The sequence below is a fragment of the Mesorhizobium sp. M0590 genome, from assembly GCF_040320905.1.
Lineage (GTDB): Bacteria > Pseudomonadota > Alphaproteobacteria > Rhizobiales > Rhizobiaceae > Mesorhizobium.
Genome location: NZ_JAMYQN010000001.1, coordinates 497538 through 511363, shown reverse-complemented (window position 1 = coordinate 511363; position 13826 = coordinate 497538). Strand labels below are relative to the sequence as shown.

At 61.6% G+C, this 13826-nt stretch carries 10 protein-coding genes; 4 read left to right on the top strand and 6 right to left on the bottom strand.

Features of this window, described 5'->3' with window-relative positions; all coding sequences use genetic code 11:
* The first annotated feature begins 54 nt into the window (after positions 1 to 54).
* The gene (locus NKI52_RS02560) at positions 55 to 1395 is read left to right on the top strand and encodes an LGFP repeat-containing protein (protein ID WP_352569481.1); all 1341 of its coding nucleotides are present in this window, start codon (positions 55 to 57) and stop codon (positions 1393 to 1395) included.
* Positions 1396 to 1772: 377 nt separating this feature from the next.
* Here NKI52_RS02560 and NKI52_RS02555 read toward each other — a convergent pair whose 3' ends face one another.
* Positions 1773 to 3827: a M3 family metallopeptidase gene (locus NKI52_RS02555; protein WP_352697074.1), complete on the bottom strand. Its 2055-nt coding sequence runs from the start codon at positions 3825 to 3827 to the stop codon at positions 1773 to 1775.
* A gap of 222 nt (positions 3828 to 4049) precedes the next feature.
* Here NKI52_RS02555 and NKI52_RS02550 point away from each other — a divergent pair, with 222 nt between their 5' ends.
* Positions 4050 to 4478 carry a hypothetical protein gene (locus NKI52_RS02550; RefSeq protein WP_352636929.1) on the top strand — a complete coding sequence of 143 codons (429 nt, stop codon included), beginning with the start codon at positions 4050 to 4052 and terminating at the stop codon, positions 4476 to 4478.
* 116 nt (positions 4479 to 4594) lie between these two features.
* Here the strand turns inward: NKI52_RS02550 and NKI52_RS02545 are convergent, their stop codons facing one another.
* The 5 genes from NKI52_RS02545 to NKI52_RS02525 all read right to left on the bottom strand — a co-directional run bounded on the left by NKI52_RS02545 (position 4595) and on the right by NKI52_RS02525 (position 9225).
* On the bottom strand, positions 4595 to 5005 hold the full coding sequence (locus NKI52_RS02545) for a nuclear transport factor 2 family protein (RefSeq protein WP_352636928.1): 411 nt from the start codon (positions 5003 to 5005) through the stop codon (positions 4595 to 4597).
* Positions 5006 to 5015: 10 nt separating this feature from the next.
* Positions 5016 to 5660 (bottom strand): carbonic anhydrase, encoded by a 645-nt coding sequence (locus tag NKI52_RS02540; protein WP_352636927.1) that lies wholly within the window; start codon positions 5658 to 5660, stop codon positions 5016 to 5018.
* 166 nt (positions 5661 to 5826) lie between these two features.
* A complete protein-coding gene (locus NKI52_RS02535) occupies positions 5827 to 6852 on the bottom strand; it encodes a transporter (RefSeq protein ID WP_352594108.1) in 1026 nt (341 codons plus the stop codon).
* Between the two features lie 86 nt (positions 6853 to 6938).
* Positions 6939 to 8543 (bottom strand): inorganic phosphate transporter, encoded by a 1605-nt coding sequence (locus NKI52_RS02530; RefSeq protein ID WP_352594107.1) that lies wholly within the window; start codon positions 8541 to 8543, stop codon positions 6939 to 6941.
* A 145-nt stretch (positions 8544 to 8688) separates the two neighbouring features.
* Entirely contained in the window at positions 8689 to 9225 is a 537-nt protein-coding gene (locus NKI52_RS02525) for a TetR/AcrR family transcriptional regulator (RefSeq protein ID WP_352594106.1), read from the bottom strand.
* 150 nt (positions 9226 to 9375) lie between these two features.
* Here NKI52_RS02525 and NKI52_RS02520 point away from each other — a divergent pair, with 150 nt between their 5' ends.
* Both NKI52_RS02520 and NKI52_RS02515 read left to right on the top strand, forming a co-directional pair.
* Complete coding sequence (locus tag NKI52_RS02520) at positions 9376 to 10653, top strand: efflux RND transporter periplasmic adaptor subunit (protein ID WP_502894513.1); 1278 nt, start codon at positions 9376 to 9378, stop codon at positions 10651 to 10653.
* The gene (locus NKI52_RS02515) at positions 10650 to 13784 is read left to right on the top strand and encodes an efflux RND transporter permease subunit (protein ID WP_352696926.1); all 3135 of its coding nucleotides are present in this window, start codon (positions 10650 to 10652) and stop codon (positions 13782 to 13784) included. The genes NKI52_RS02520 and NKI52_RS02515 overlap by 4 nt, the downstream gene beginning before the upstream one ends.
* Positions 13785 to 13826 lie beyond the last annotated feature (42 nt).

Sequence of the window (13826 nt, the reverse complement as noted above, 5' to 3'; positions counted from 1 at the left end):
GATCGCCGGAGGCCTGAAGCCCCCGATACCAACACTCACAGGAAGGAAAAGGTCATGCCGTATACTGCCAGAGCAACTTCGAGAGTGCGTGCCGGCACCATCCGCGCTGGAGCCACAAGACTTTCCGACCAGCTCAGGATCGGGCCTTGGTCGCTCCTCTCGCCCGAAGCTGTCATACAGCAAAAGTACAACTCCCTTGGAGGCGCCGGCTTCGCCGAGATCGACAGGAAGGACACTGGAAAAGCCTGGTATCTCAAGAACGGCTCATGCATTTGTTACAACGATGCCATGCACGACGCCTTTGAGATCCATGGCGAAATCTATAGGAAGTGGATTGCGCTTGGCGGTCTCGCGTGGGGCATTCCCTGCACCGACGAAACCGGAACTCCCGACGGCGTCGGCCGATACAATCACTTCAACAACAATACCGCTTCGATCTACTGGACACCGAACACCGGTGCTCAAGCGATTTGGGGGGCAATTCGCGGCAAATGGGCAGCAATGGGCTGGGAGCGCTCGGTTCTCGGCTATCCGGTCACCGACGAAACCGGAACTCCCGACGGCGTCGGGCGCTACAACCATTTTGCCAATGCCGGCTCGATCTACTGGACACCGAACACAGGAGCCAACGTGGTGTACGGTGACATCCGCAAGAAGTGGGAGAGCCTGGGCTGGGAACAGTCATATCTGGGTTATCCCACGACCGACGAGACCGAATTTGCCGAAGGAGGCCGCGCCAATCTGTTTGAAAACGGCGGCATATACTGGTGGCCCGACACCGGCGCGATCGACCTTCGAGACGTCGTCGTCCACTATACCGGCCTCCATTGCTTCGGCGAGACCGACTGGGATCAGGGGCCGGGTGGTGCGGACGAGCCCTATGTCATCGTCAGCGTGGCAACGCCGCAGATCGCCGACACCAAGCGCAGCCAGGTCTATGGCGACGTCGATGCGGGAGATACGAGACCCGACCTGATGGAGGTCTATCGAGGCAAGCCCTACGGCATCAATATCGGTACGGTGCTGATGGAAAATGATTTCGGCGATCCGAACAAGTACAAGGACGAAGTGCAGAAGGTCGTGATGGGCGTCCATACGGCGGGTACGCTGGCTTTGGGCCTCATTCCGGTGGCAGGACCTATCATTGCCGCGATAGCCGGCCCGGCCCTGGGATCCTTGATGCCATCGATCGGCGGCGCCATCAGCGATCTCTTCGATTGGGGCGATGACAGGATCGGGAGCGCGACAGTGACCATCTCCGCAAGGCAGATGGTGTTGCTCGCGGCACGTACGAACAATACCACCTTCAGCGGGATTGGGTTCAAAGTGGAAACGCCCCTGATTTCCGGCGAGGGGGCTTCCTACAAAGCCTATTTTGGCTTTGTGCCTGCCTAGGCCAATCGCCCCGGCAAAAAAGCTTGCCGGGACAATCAACTTACCAGCCCCGCCTTCCGTTGGCGGGGCTGACGTTCGCGACTGAGAGTTTCCGTAGCGGTCGTCGCAAGGCGCGATCCAGATGCGGCAGCGGCCGATCAGCATCGCGGGCAAGCTGTCGTTGCCTACCCCGCACAGCCCGTAGCGCCGCCATGAACGCGGCTCCTTCGGCCGGAACGATGGAGACCGCATTAAGTGCAGTCACCTCAACGACGCGGCCGCAGCCAACGAGGCCGAACGGGACCGGCGGAAACCGGATCAGGCGATGCGCAACCCGCCGCCATGACAGCCGAGATCAATCAGGATGGAAAGAGAACGGTGACAAGAGCGGGCATGCATCACACCAGCCCGCGCTTGGCCATCATCGCTTCCGGGGAAGGCATCTTGCCGCGGAAGGCGGTGTAGAGTTCTTCCGGGTCCTTTGAACCGCCGGCGGCGTAGATGTTCTTGCGCAGCCGCTCGGCCAGCGCCGGATTGAAGGGATCGCCTGTTTCCTCGAAGGCGGCGAACGCGTCGGCGTCGAGCACTTCCGACCACATGTAGGAGTAATAGCCGGCAGAATAGCCATCGCCGGCGAAGATATGGCCGAAATGCGGGGTGCGGTGACGCATGGCGATGGTGTCAGGCATATCGAGCTTTTCGAGTGTTTCGGCTTCGAAACGAAGCGCCTGTTCCGGTGCATCCGGCCGGGCGTGGTAGGCCATGTCGACCAACGCCGAGGCGGTGAACTCGACGGTGGCGAAGCCGGCGCCGAAGGTGCGCGCCGCCAGCATCTTGTCGACCAGCGCCTTTGGCATCGGCTTGCCGGTCTTAATATGCAGCGCATGCTTTTCCAGCACCGCCGGCACCGTCAGCCAGTGTTCATAGAGCTGCGACGGCAGCTCGACGAAATCGCGGCTGACCGAGGTGCCAGCGACCGATGGCCAGGTAACGTCGGTCAGCATGCCGTGCAGCGCGTGACCGAATTCGTGGAACAGGGTCTTGGCCTCGTCGACCGACAGCAAGGCTGCCTCGCCGGCCGGCGGCTTGGCGAAATTCATGATGTTGTAAATGACCGGCTTGGAGCCATCGCCTAGCTTGTAGCCGGATTTCAGCGCGCTCATCCATGCGCCGGAGCGCTTCGAGGGTCGCGCGAAATAATCGGCGAGGAACAGGCCGCGCTCGCTGCCGTCGGCATTCTTCACCACGAAAACCCGAGCGTCCGGGTGCCAGGTGGCAATGCCCTTCTTTTCTTCGAAAGAAATGCCGAACAATCGTGTTGCAACGTCGAAACAGGCCTCGATGATGCGGTCGAGCTGCAGATACGGCTTCAGCTCGGCCTCGTCGAAGGCGAATTTCTCTGCGCGCAGCTTCTCCTGATAGAAGCGCCAGTCCCAGGCGGCGAATTTCTCGTTGCTGCCGGCCTCGGCCGCCAGCCGCTGCAATTCGGCCTGGTCGCTTGCGGCCTTTTCCACCGCCTTTTCCCAGACTGGATCGAGCAGCGCGTGCACCGCCTCCGGCGTCTTGGCCATAGTATCGTCGAGCTTCAATGCGGCGTAGGAAGCATAGCCGAGCAGCTTCGCCTTCTCGGCGCGCAGGCGCAGCATGTCGCGCACCACTTCCGTGTTGTCGGTGGCGCCGCCATTCTGACCACGCATGATGAAGGCGCGAAACGCCGTCTCGCGCAGATCGCGGCGTTCTGAGAAGGTCGAGAACGGCTCGTAGATCGAACGCGACAGAGTGACGGCGTAGCGGCCCTTCTGGCCGCGCATCTCGGCGGCTTCCGCCATCGAGCTTTTCAGGAATTCCGGCAGGCCGGCAAGGTCGGCCTCGTCGAGGAACAACGCCCAGTAGCGCTCGTCGGCAAGCACGTTCTGGCCGAAATTGGTGCCGAGCGACGACAATTCCTCGTTGATCGAGGCCAGCCGCTTCTTGCCTTCGGCGTCGAGCCTGGCGCCGGAGCGGACGAAGTTTTTCCAGGTCTTTTCCAAGACCCGCAGCGTTTCGGCATCGAGCTTCAAAGCATCGCCGCGCTGATAGAGGTGGTCGATGCGGGCGAACAGGCGTTCGTTCATCGAGATTGCCGAGAAGTGCCGCGACATCTTTGGCGAGATGTCGCGCTCCAGCGCCTGGATCGCCTCATTGGTGTGGGCGCCGGCGCGGCACCAGAAGATCGAGGAGACATGGTCGAGCGCCTCGCCGGCAAGCTCGAGCGCGGCAAGTGTATTGTCGATGGTCGGCGTCCCGGTGTTGCCGGCAATCGCCTCGATCTCGGCCTCATGCGCCTTGAGGGCCGCGTCGAAGACCGGAGAAAAATCGCCGTCGCCGATGCGCGTGAAATCGGGCAGGCCGAGCGGCCCTTGCCATGCGGTCAGCGGATGGGCGGCGAGGTCGACGGTGGACGGCATGGGCAAACTTTCGCTGAGTGGCGGGAGGAGGCGGATCGTCACCGATGTAAGGCGCCGGCCGGTTGCGCGCAACAGCACGCCTGGTTAACGCCGACGCGTGCCCACATGGTGCCGTGAGTATCGTTCGAGCCGAATTCTATGCGTACCAAGATTATTATCTTGTAACCTGCATTTTCCTTCGACTGAGGCTTCCACTCGTATCCTGACACCTGATCCAAAGGAACCTTAATGAGAGTAGAATTCTATGGCCTCACGTTCGACCTACCTGCCGGATGGGTAGATATAACCGGCGATCTTCCAGAGGGGTCGCCACCTACCTTAGCCAAAGAAACGGACGGCGGCGGCGCGGTTCAATTCTCTATTGCGAAGTATCGTAGCGGAGAAAAACCAACCGTAGACTTTAACGTTCTGAGACCATTTATGATTCAGTTTTGCCAAAATAATTCCATAGATGTAGGTCATATCACAAACAACGAGTCTGAAGGTATAATCTCTGTTGGCGTATTGTCAGAGGCCGTGGATCAATTGCTATCTGCCTGGTATTTGTCGAATGGGAATGATGTTGTATTTATGACATACGTCGGTATGGCTAATGACACGGATTGTCTGAAAGAATTGGACGTTGCCCGAGCAATCGTGTCGTCTATATCGTTTTAGAGACTTCGATATTGGGTGGAATTACGGGAATTACGATGACAGTGCGCTTTTTAGACGCGAGATAACGCGGCAATTCCAGCGCCCGTCACCAAAAAAGCCCTGGGCGGAAAACTCCGTCAGTAGCCGTCGCAGTTTTCGGCGATTGCGGCCTGCGAACTGGCGGTGATCTGGTCGTTGGCGACGGCAAAGGTCTCCTGCATCAGCATGTCGTTGCTGGGAAAATCATAGCAGGCGATCACAGTGGTGACGCCGCTCTCCGATTTCTCGATCCGGTGGCGGATTTCGGCCCCGGCGACGGCGCCTTGCCACTCGGCGATCGAGGCGATGAATTCCTGCTTGCTTTGCACGACGCCGAGGTCGTCGAGCTTGATGCGGACGTTGTCGGCGAGCAGGTCCGACAATTCGCTGCGGTCGGCGACGAGCAGTGCCGAATACCAGCGATCGATGATCGCGCTATCGTCGGCACGGGCGAAATCTGCCGAGCACAGCAGTGCCGCAGCCGCGAACGCGTCCCGAAGTCGCGTCATGCCTTGTCTCCTACTCCATCTCCGGCCGCTCGAAATCGCCGGTGTCCTTGTTCATCACCCAAAGCTCGCCGGTCGAGATGTCGAACCAGGCGCCGTGCAGCGATAGCCGCCCCTTGCCTTCGAGGATCGAGACGCAAGGAAAGGTGCGCAGATTGGCAATGGAATAGCGGATCGAGATGCGCTCCAGCGCCGTCTGGCGCTCGGTCGCCGTCATGAAGGTGCTCGACGACACGGTCTCGGCCGCCGGCGCGATCAGGCTCATCCATTTGCCGATGAAATCGCCCGGCGACAATGGGGCGGCCGTGGTGTCGAGCGCTGCGCGGATGCCGCCGCAGCGGCCGTGGCCCATCACCACGATGTTCTTGACCTTGAGGCTCTGCACCGCAAATTCGAGCGCCGCCGATGTCGAGTGGAACTGATCGTCTGGCGCATAGGGCGGCACCAGATTGCCGACATTGCGCAGCACGAACAGCTCGCCCGGCCCGGCATCGAAGATCGCTTCGGGCGCGGCACGGGAATCGCAGCAGGCGACGATCATCGTTTCCGGTGCCTGGCCCTCTCGCGCCAGCGAGCGATAACGCCCGCTCTCGGTGAGATAGCGGCCATTCATGAAATTGCGGTAGCCGGTGAGAAGATGCTCGGGAAGATGGGGCATGGGCAGCGGTGGGAGCCTTTCCGGGTTAAAGGCACGGTTCAATCCCGAAAGGCTCTAGCGCATCGGCCTGAAAATCGGAACCGATTTTCGGAAGGCGGGATGGCGTGGTTTCGAGGTGGCAGCCCGTATTTTGACACAGGTGAACGAACGCCGCCATTAATCGGCCTCAGAACCGCAGATTGGCGCCGGCGCGCAGTAGGAGCCAGTAGAACAGGCCGGTCGCGCCAACCGCCAGCAGCATCGCCAGGAAGAAGCCGCTGGGACTCTCGGCAAATGGCAGTCCGCCTGTGTTCATGCCGAAAATGCCGACGATCAGGGTTCCTGGCAAAAGCAGCGCGCTCATCACCGCCAGCGCCTTGAGGCTACGGTTCGATTCGTCGGCAAGCTCAGCCGCAAGCTCCTCCTGCAGCAGCCTTGCCCGGTCGTTGATCATGACGACCTCGCGGTCGAGCCGTTCAAGGCGCGCAGCAAGCCGGCGCAGAACTTCATGTGCGCCGGCGGAAAGGTTCCAGGCGGAACGGTCTTCGTCCTGGAAAAGCGCTGCCAGGGCCGAGATCGGCCGATGCAGGGATACGGCAAGGCGGCGCACATCCTTCAGCTGCCGTTTTTCGTCGGCAAGCCGCTCGGTCACGAGATGATCCTCGACTGCATCCAGCCGCTTCGTTGCCGCGGCGAGCCGCAGGCTGGTGGTCTTGCAAAAAGCCATGACTAGCATTTCGAACAGCTCGAATGCCGTGGCCGGCCGCAGCCCCGCGGCAAGGGCCGTGTGCACTTCCTCCACTGCCGCCAGCGGATGCCGGCGGCCGGTGACCAGCAGCCGTTCCGAGACCGCAAAATGCAATCTGCCGATGGTCGTCGACTGATGGGTGATCTCGCCATGCAGATCGGCCGAAATGCCGTGGACGACGCCATTCTCATGCGCCAGCACTAGGCTGTCCTCATGTCCTTCGAGGATTGCATGAGCCGACGCCGGCAGCGCGCAGGCATGGCTGACCCAGGAATGGGCGCGCCGGTCGACAAGGTCGACATGCAGCCAGACCCAGCCGCCCGCTGAGGCCAGCGCGGCCTCTATGTCTCGGGGCGCCAGCGGTTCGGGAGCTTTGCCGGGAGCGGCATGATAGGCCCAGACCAGCCCGGGAGCATGATGCTGGTCGTCCGCGGCAAGCAATGTCAGATGCGATGCGTCATTCATGGCCGCCGCCGAAACGATGCACGTTCAGGTGATCAGGGCGGCGCCGGGGCCGGTGCCGCGACATTCTGGTCAAACCCTGCCCCCGCTCAGAACACCTGGCGGAAGATGACGAACAACACGAAGGCAAGACAGATGGAGACCGGAAGGGTCAGTATCCAGGCCATCAGCATGTTGCGCACCGTCGACCATTGCAGGCCCGAGCCGTTCGCCGCCATGGTGCCGGCAACGCCCGAGGACAGCACATGGGTGGTTGAGACCGGCAGGCCGAGATAGTCGGCCGATGCGATCGTCGCCATCGCGACAAGCTCGGCGGACGCACCCTGACCGTAGGTCAAATGGCTTTTGCCGATCTTCTCGCCGACGGTGACGACGATGCGCTTCCAGCCGACCATGGTGCCGAGGCCGAGCGCCAGCGCGATGGCGACCTTGACCCAGAGCGGGATGAACTTCGTCGCGTTGTCGACCGCCTTATGGTAGGTCGTCACCGCCTTCAGGTCGTCTGCCTCCATCGGCAGCAGCTTCTTCTTGTCGATCAGCTTCAGCGCTTCACCGATAAGATAGATGTTGTTGCGGGCGTTGCTGACCAGCGTTGTCGGCAGCTTTTCCACGGACGGATAGGGCGACAACATGGCGCTGGTGTCGTGGATGAAGCTCTGCAGGGCAGGCGTGGTCTCGTCCTTCCAGGTCTTGGTGCGAACGGCGTCGCCGACCGCGGTCGCCGCGTCAGTCACGACGACGCCGGGCTTGACGTATTTGCCGAGTACCGTTTCGACTTGCGTCGCCGCCGATTTGTAAGCTTCGAGATAGTTCACGTCCGGTGTGCGGTTGAGCGCGAACGCGGTCGGCACGACGCCGATCAGGATGAGCATGATGAGGCCCATGCCCTTTTGCCCGTCATTGGAGCCGTGGGCAAAGCTGACGCCGGTGCAGGTGAAAATAAGCAGCGCCCGAATCCACAGCGGCGGCGGCGCGCTCGACTTGGGCGCCTCGTAGAGCTCGCGGTTCCTGACCAGCAGCTTCATCACCAGAAGCAGCAGTGCAGCCAGGCCAAAACCGACCAGCGGCGAGATCAGGAGCGACAGGCCGACATTGGACGCCTGCGACCAGTCGACGCCGCTGGTGACGGAGCCGGCCGGGGCCATGAACTGGTTGGCGAGACCGACGCCGATGATCGAACCGATCAGTGTGTGCGAGCTCGAGGCAGGCAGGCCGAGATACCAGGTTCCGAGATTCCACATGATCGCCGCGACCAGCAGCGCGAAGACCATGGCCAGCCCCGCGCTCGATCCGACCTGAAGGATCAACTCGACCGGCAACAGCGAAATGATGCCGAAGGCGACTGCTCCGCTGGCGGTGAGCACGCCGAGGAAATTGAAGAAGCCGGACCACATCACTGCAAGCTCGGCCGGCATGGAATGCGTGTAGATCACCGTTGCCACCGCATTGGCAGTGTCGTGAAAACCGTTGACGAATTCGAAGCCGAGCGCGATCAGCAGCGCCAGCCCAAGTAGGATCCACGGCACCGCGACGGTGCTGGTCAGGTCCTGGCTGAGCGCGTAGCCGACATAGGCAAGGCCGCCCAGAATGATGACGGCAAAGGCCGGCAGAAACCATTTACCGGTGCCGTTTGGCCGGTCAAGCGGATGCTCCGGCCTTGGAATTCCTGCTTCGCTTGAAACAATATCGACCACACCCCACTCCTCGTGCCTTGCAGCAAAGAATGGGAGGACGCTATGTCGGCACGATGAAGCCTGTGTGACGGCAGGCACTTTGGGTTGACGCAAACGGGCGATCGAAGCGAGCGAGGCAACTGAACCCAGCCGGCGTATTCCTAGACTATTCCGCGATCTCCAGCAGGGTCGATATCAGCAGCCGGCGCTCTTCGACGGAGAGAATGTCCGAACCGAACAGGTTCATGCTGCGAAGCCCTTCGATGGCGAGATAGCAGACCAGCAGCGCCTTGAGATTCGGCGTCTCCTCCTTCAGCCGCTCGAACACCTGCCGCCTGAACGATTTTATCGGCGTCAGGAAGTCGGGATCCTCGGCAATCGCCGAAAATATCCAGGATGCCGACGGTTTCGATTCCTCGGCATGCTCGGCCGACAGCTTGATGTAAGTTGCAAGCGGGCTTTCGCCGTTGACGCCGGCCGTGCGGGCGGACTCCAGCGCCTGCTCGAAGGCGCGCAGGTAATCCTCGACCAGCGCCTGCATCAATTTCGCCTTGGTCGGGAAATTGTAGAGAAGACCACCCTTCGACACGCCGGCACGGCTGGCGACCGCATCCAGCGACAGGCTGCCAGGACCCGTCTCGCGCGCCACGGCGGCGGCGGCGGCGAGAATCTTCTCGCGCGAATTTGCTCTGCGGGCCTTCATCAAGCGTTCCCCATTCATTAGCTTAGGCGGAATTGACAAGACCGTCCAGACGGTACAGTAAGATCGCCGTCATTTGAAATTGGGACCAGTCACAGGTATGTGTTCCGGTCGTCCGACTGTTATGCTGGGCCGTGGCCGAGGGGACTGTTCGTGATCAAGCGCTTCATCATCGCCTTCATTCTGCTCGTGCTGGTGTGCGGCGGCATCGTCGGCTTCAACCTGTTTCACGACATGGCAACCAAACAGTTCTTCGCCAGCATGAAGCCGCCGGCCGCGACCGTGTCGACGGTCATCGTCAAACCGATGTCCTGGACGCCCGGCATCGAGGCGATCGGCACTGTCAGTGCCGTACGCGGCGTCGACCTCACCGTCGAAACCGCGGGCATCGTCAAGGACATCCTGTTCCATGCCAATCAGAAGGTCGCCGCCAACGCCGTGCTGCTTCAGCTCGACGATGAAGTCGAGCGAGCCGACCTCGTGGCATCGAAGGCGCAAGCCACATCCGACCAGACGACGCTGATGCGCGCTCTTGAGCTGCAGAAGCGCGGGGTCGGCACCGACGCTACGCTCGACACGGCGCAGGCAGCAGCATCGGTCTCCGCAGCGCAGGTAAACAAGCTGCAAGCGGTGCTCGACCAAAAGCAGTTGACGGCCCCTTTCAAGGGTACCGTCGGTATTCCGAAAATCGACCTTGGCCAGTATCTCACACCCGGCACCGCTGTGGTGACCTTGCAGGACATGGATACGATGCGTGTCGATTTCACCGTGCCGGAGCAGCAGCTTCCGCAGCTGAAGATCGGACAGACGGTGCGGTTGGGCGTCGGCGGCGGCGACATGCCGTTCACCGGCAGCATCCGCGGCATCGATCCGAAGATCGACCCGACCAGCCGGCTGGTGACCGTGAGGGCGGAGGTCGGCAATCCCGAAGGCAAGCTGACGCCCGGCCAGTTCGTCCAGGTGCGCGTCGAACTGCCCGAGGAGAACGACGTGCTGGCGCTGCCGCAGACGGCGCTGACTTCCAGCCTGTACGGCGACTTCGTCTTCGTGGTGCGCCCGGCCAAATCCGCCGAAGCCAACGGCGCGGCGCCCGAGGCAAAGCCGGAAGAAAAGCCGGCTGCAGATGCTGCCAAGCCCGCGGCCGAAGCACCCGCGGCAAAACCCGACGAAAAGCCGGCTGCTACCCCAGCCAAACCGGCAGAGGAGGCCAAGCCGGCAGCGGAAGAACAGAAGCCGCAGCTCGTGCTCGCCCAGGTGTTCGTCAAGCCAGGCCGCCGCAACGCCGGCCTGGTCGAGATCCTGGAGGGCATCGCGCCCGGCGACGAAGTCGTTACCGCCGGCCAGAACCGGCTCTCCAACGGCATGTCCGTTGCCGTCGACAACACGATCGATCCGAGCAAGCCGGGGAACCAGCAGGCAGCCCAGCAATGAGCTTTTCCGACCTCTTCATCCGCCGCCCGGTCCTTTCGACCGTGCTTGCCTGCATGATCCTGCTTCTGGGTTTCCAAGGCATCTTCAACCTTTCGATCCGGCAGTATCCAGAGGTTGAAGAAACGGCCATCACCATCACCACTGCCTATCCCGGCGCCAGCGCCGACCTGATCCAGGGGTTCATTTCCGCGCCGATCGCGCGTGCCGTCGCGTCGACCGAAAACATCGATTATGTCACGTCGGCGAGCCGGCCGTCATCCAGCACCGTGACAGTGCAGATGAAACTCGGCTCCGACCCTGACGTGGCGCTGAACGAAGTCTTGTCGAAGGTCCAGAGCGTGCGCGGCGATCTGCCGGACGAAACCAAAGACCCGGTGATCGTCAAGGGCACCGGCCAGCAGTTCGCGATGATGTACATCTCGATGCAGAACCCGAACATGACGCCGGAACAACTCACCGAATATATCGAGCGCGTCGTGCGGCCGCGTATCTCGACGGTCGAAGGTGTTGCCGACGTGCAGATTTTCGGCGCCGCCGAATACTCGATGCGTGTCTGGATCGACCCGATCAAACTGGCGGCGCGCGGCGTGACGGCGGCGGAAGTGCTGACCGCCATCAACGAATCGAATTTCCTCTCCGCGCCCGGCGATACCGAAAACGAATATGTGGCTTCCTCGATCACGGTTCGCTCGACCCTGCAGACGCCGGAGGCTTTCGCTGCCCTTCCGCTCCGCTCGAAGGACGGCAATGTGGTGAGACTGCGCGACGTGGCCCGCGTCGAGCTCGCCGCGGCGAACACCGACACCAGGGTCACCTTCAACGGCAAGCCCGGCATCTTTCTCGCCATCTTTCCGACGCCGGCCGCCAATCCGCTGACCACCGCGGCGGCAATCCACAAGATCGTGCCGACCATCCAGGAGACGCTGCCGCAAGGCATGACGATGGAGATCGTCTACGATTCAACCGAGCAGATCAGTGCGTCGATCGAGGAGGTGTTCAAGACCATCGGCGAGGCGGTCGCCATCGTCATCGTTGTTATCCTGCTCTTCCTCGGCTCGTTCCGCTCGGTGCTGATGCCGATCGTGACCATTCCGCTGTCGCTGATCGGCGTCTGTTTCCTGCTGTTTTCGGTGGGCTATTCGATCAATCTTTTGTCGTTGCTGGCCATGGTGCTGGCGATCGGCCTCGTCGTCGACGATGCCATCGTGGTGGTGGAAAACATCCACCGCCACATGGAGGAAGATGGCTTGTCACCGATGCAGGCAGCCTTCAACGGCATGCGGGAGATCTCTTCCGCCGTCGTCGCCATGACGATAACACTGGCCGCCGTGTTCGCGCCGCTGGCCTTCACCGGCGGCCTGACCGGCGCGCTGTTTCGCGAATTCGCGGTGACGCTTGCCGGCTCGGTGGTGCTTTCGGGTGTCGTCGCCCTCACCATCACACCGATGATGTCGGCACGTATCCTGAGGTCCGGGTCGCACAGCCGCTTCCAGCGCATTGTCGACAATACGTTCGGGCGCGTCGAACACATCTATGAGCGGCTCGTCACCGGTTCGTTGAACTATCGCCCGGTGACGCTGATGATCGTCCTCGCGCTGGTCGCCACGACCGGTTTCATGTTCACCAAGACCTCGAGCGAACTGGCGCCGGAAGAAGACCAGGGCTTCTTGCTATCTATTGTGAACGCGCCGCGCTATGCGACCTCGGACTACACCGAGACCTATGTGAACCAGATTCTCGGGCTGGTGAATGATATCCCCGAAACCAGGGCGCGGTTCTCCGCCGTCGCGTTCCAAGGCCCGACGAACAGCGCTTTCGTCGGCTTTGCGTTCAAGGACTGGGCCGAGCGCGCGCGCAGCTCGAAGGAACTTCAGGAAGACATCACTGCCCGCCTTGCCAAGGTGGCAGGCGTCGATGCTTTCGTCTTCGCGCCGCCGACGCTGCCCGGATCGGGCGGCGGCCTGCCAATCACAATGGTGGTGCGCTCGACCGGCGAGGCCTCCCGAGTGTACGAGGCGGCCGAGGACATCAAGAACAAGGCGCAGGCCTCCGGTCGCTTCCTCGCCGTGCAGAATTCAATGTCCTATGACGCGCCGCAAGTGACGGTGACGATCGACCGCGACCGCGCAGCCGCGCTCAACCTGCCGATCGCCGACATCGGCCGGACGCTGACGCTTCTGGTCGGTGGTGCCGAGGTGGCGCAGTTCGACCGCGAATCAAACAGCTACGACATCATCCCGCAGGTGCCGCAGAGCTTTCGCGACAACCCTGAAAAGCTGGGCGAGTATTTCGTGCGCAGTGTGTCTGGCGAGATGGTGCCGCTCTCGGCGGTGGTGAAGATCTCGACCAACGCGTCGCCTGCTGTGATCGAGCAGTTCAATCAGTTGAATTCCGCAACAATTTCCGCCCTGCCGCTGCCTGGTGTCACCACCGGCGACGGTTTGAAAGCAATCGAGGATATCGCCAAGGAGAGCCTGCCGGACACTTTCTTTATCGACTATTCCGGCCAATCGCGCCAAGAGAAGGAACAGGGCAACACCATCCTGATCGCCTTCGCGGCGGCGGTGCTGGTCATATACCTGGTGCTGGCCGCGCAGTTCGAAAGCTTCCGCGATCCGCTGATCATCATGATGTCGGTGCCGCTCTCGATCTTCGGCGCCATATTGCCGCTCAACATGATTCCGAATCTCAATTTGATTTTCATGATCAGCGGCTTGCAGTTCAGCATTCCACCCGCGACACTCAACATCTACACGCAGGTTGGCTTGATCACGCTGATCGGCCTCATCACCAAGCACGGCATCCTCCTGGTCGAGTTCGCCAACCAGCAGCGTGAAATGCACGGCATGCGGCGCCGCGATGCGATCATCGCGTCGGCGAGGGTGCGGCTGCGGCCGATCCTGATGACGACGGCGGCGATGGCGCTCGGCGTGGTGCCGCTGATCATCTCCAGCGGCGCGGGTGCCGCGGCACGCTATTCGATGGGCCTGGTGATCTTCACCGGCATCCTGGTCGGAACCATGTTCACGCTGTTCGTTGTGCCGATGTTCTACACCTTTATCGCCAGCAAGGACCTGCCGCATCACGCCGAAAAGCCGGATCCGAACCTGATGCCGGTGATGCCGGATTAGACTGCACTAATACTGCACTAATAAAGAGGGCCGGATTTCCGG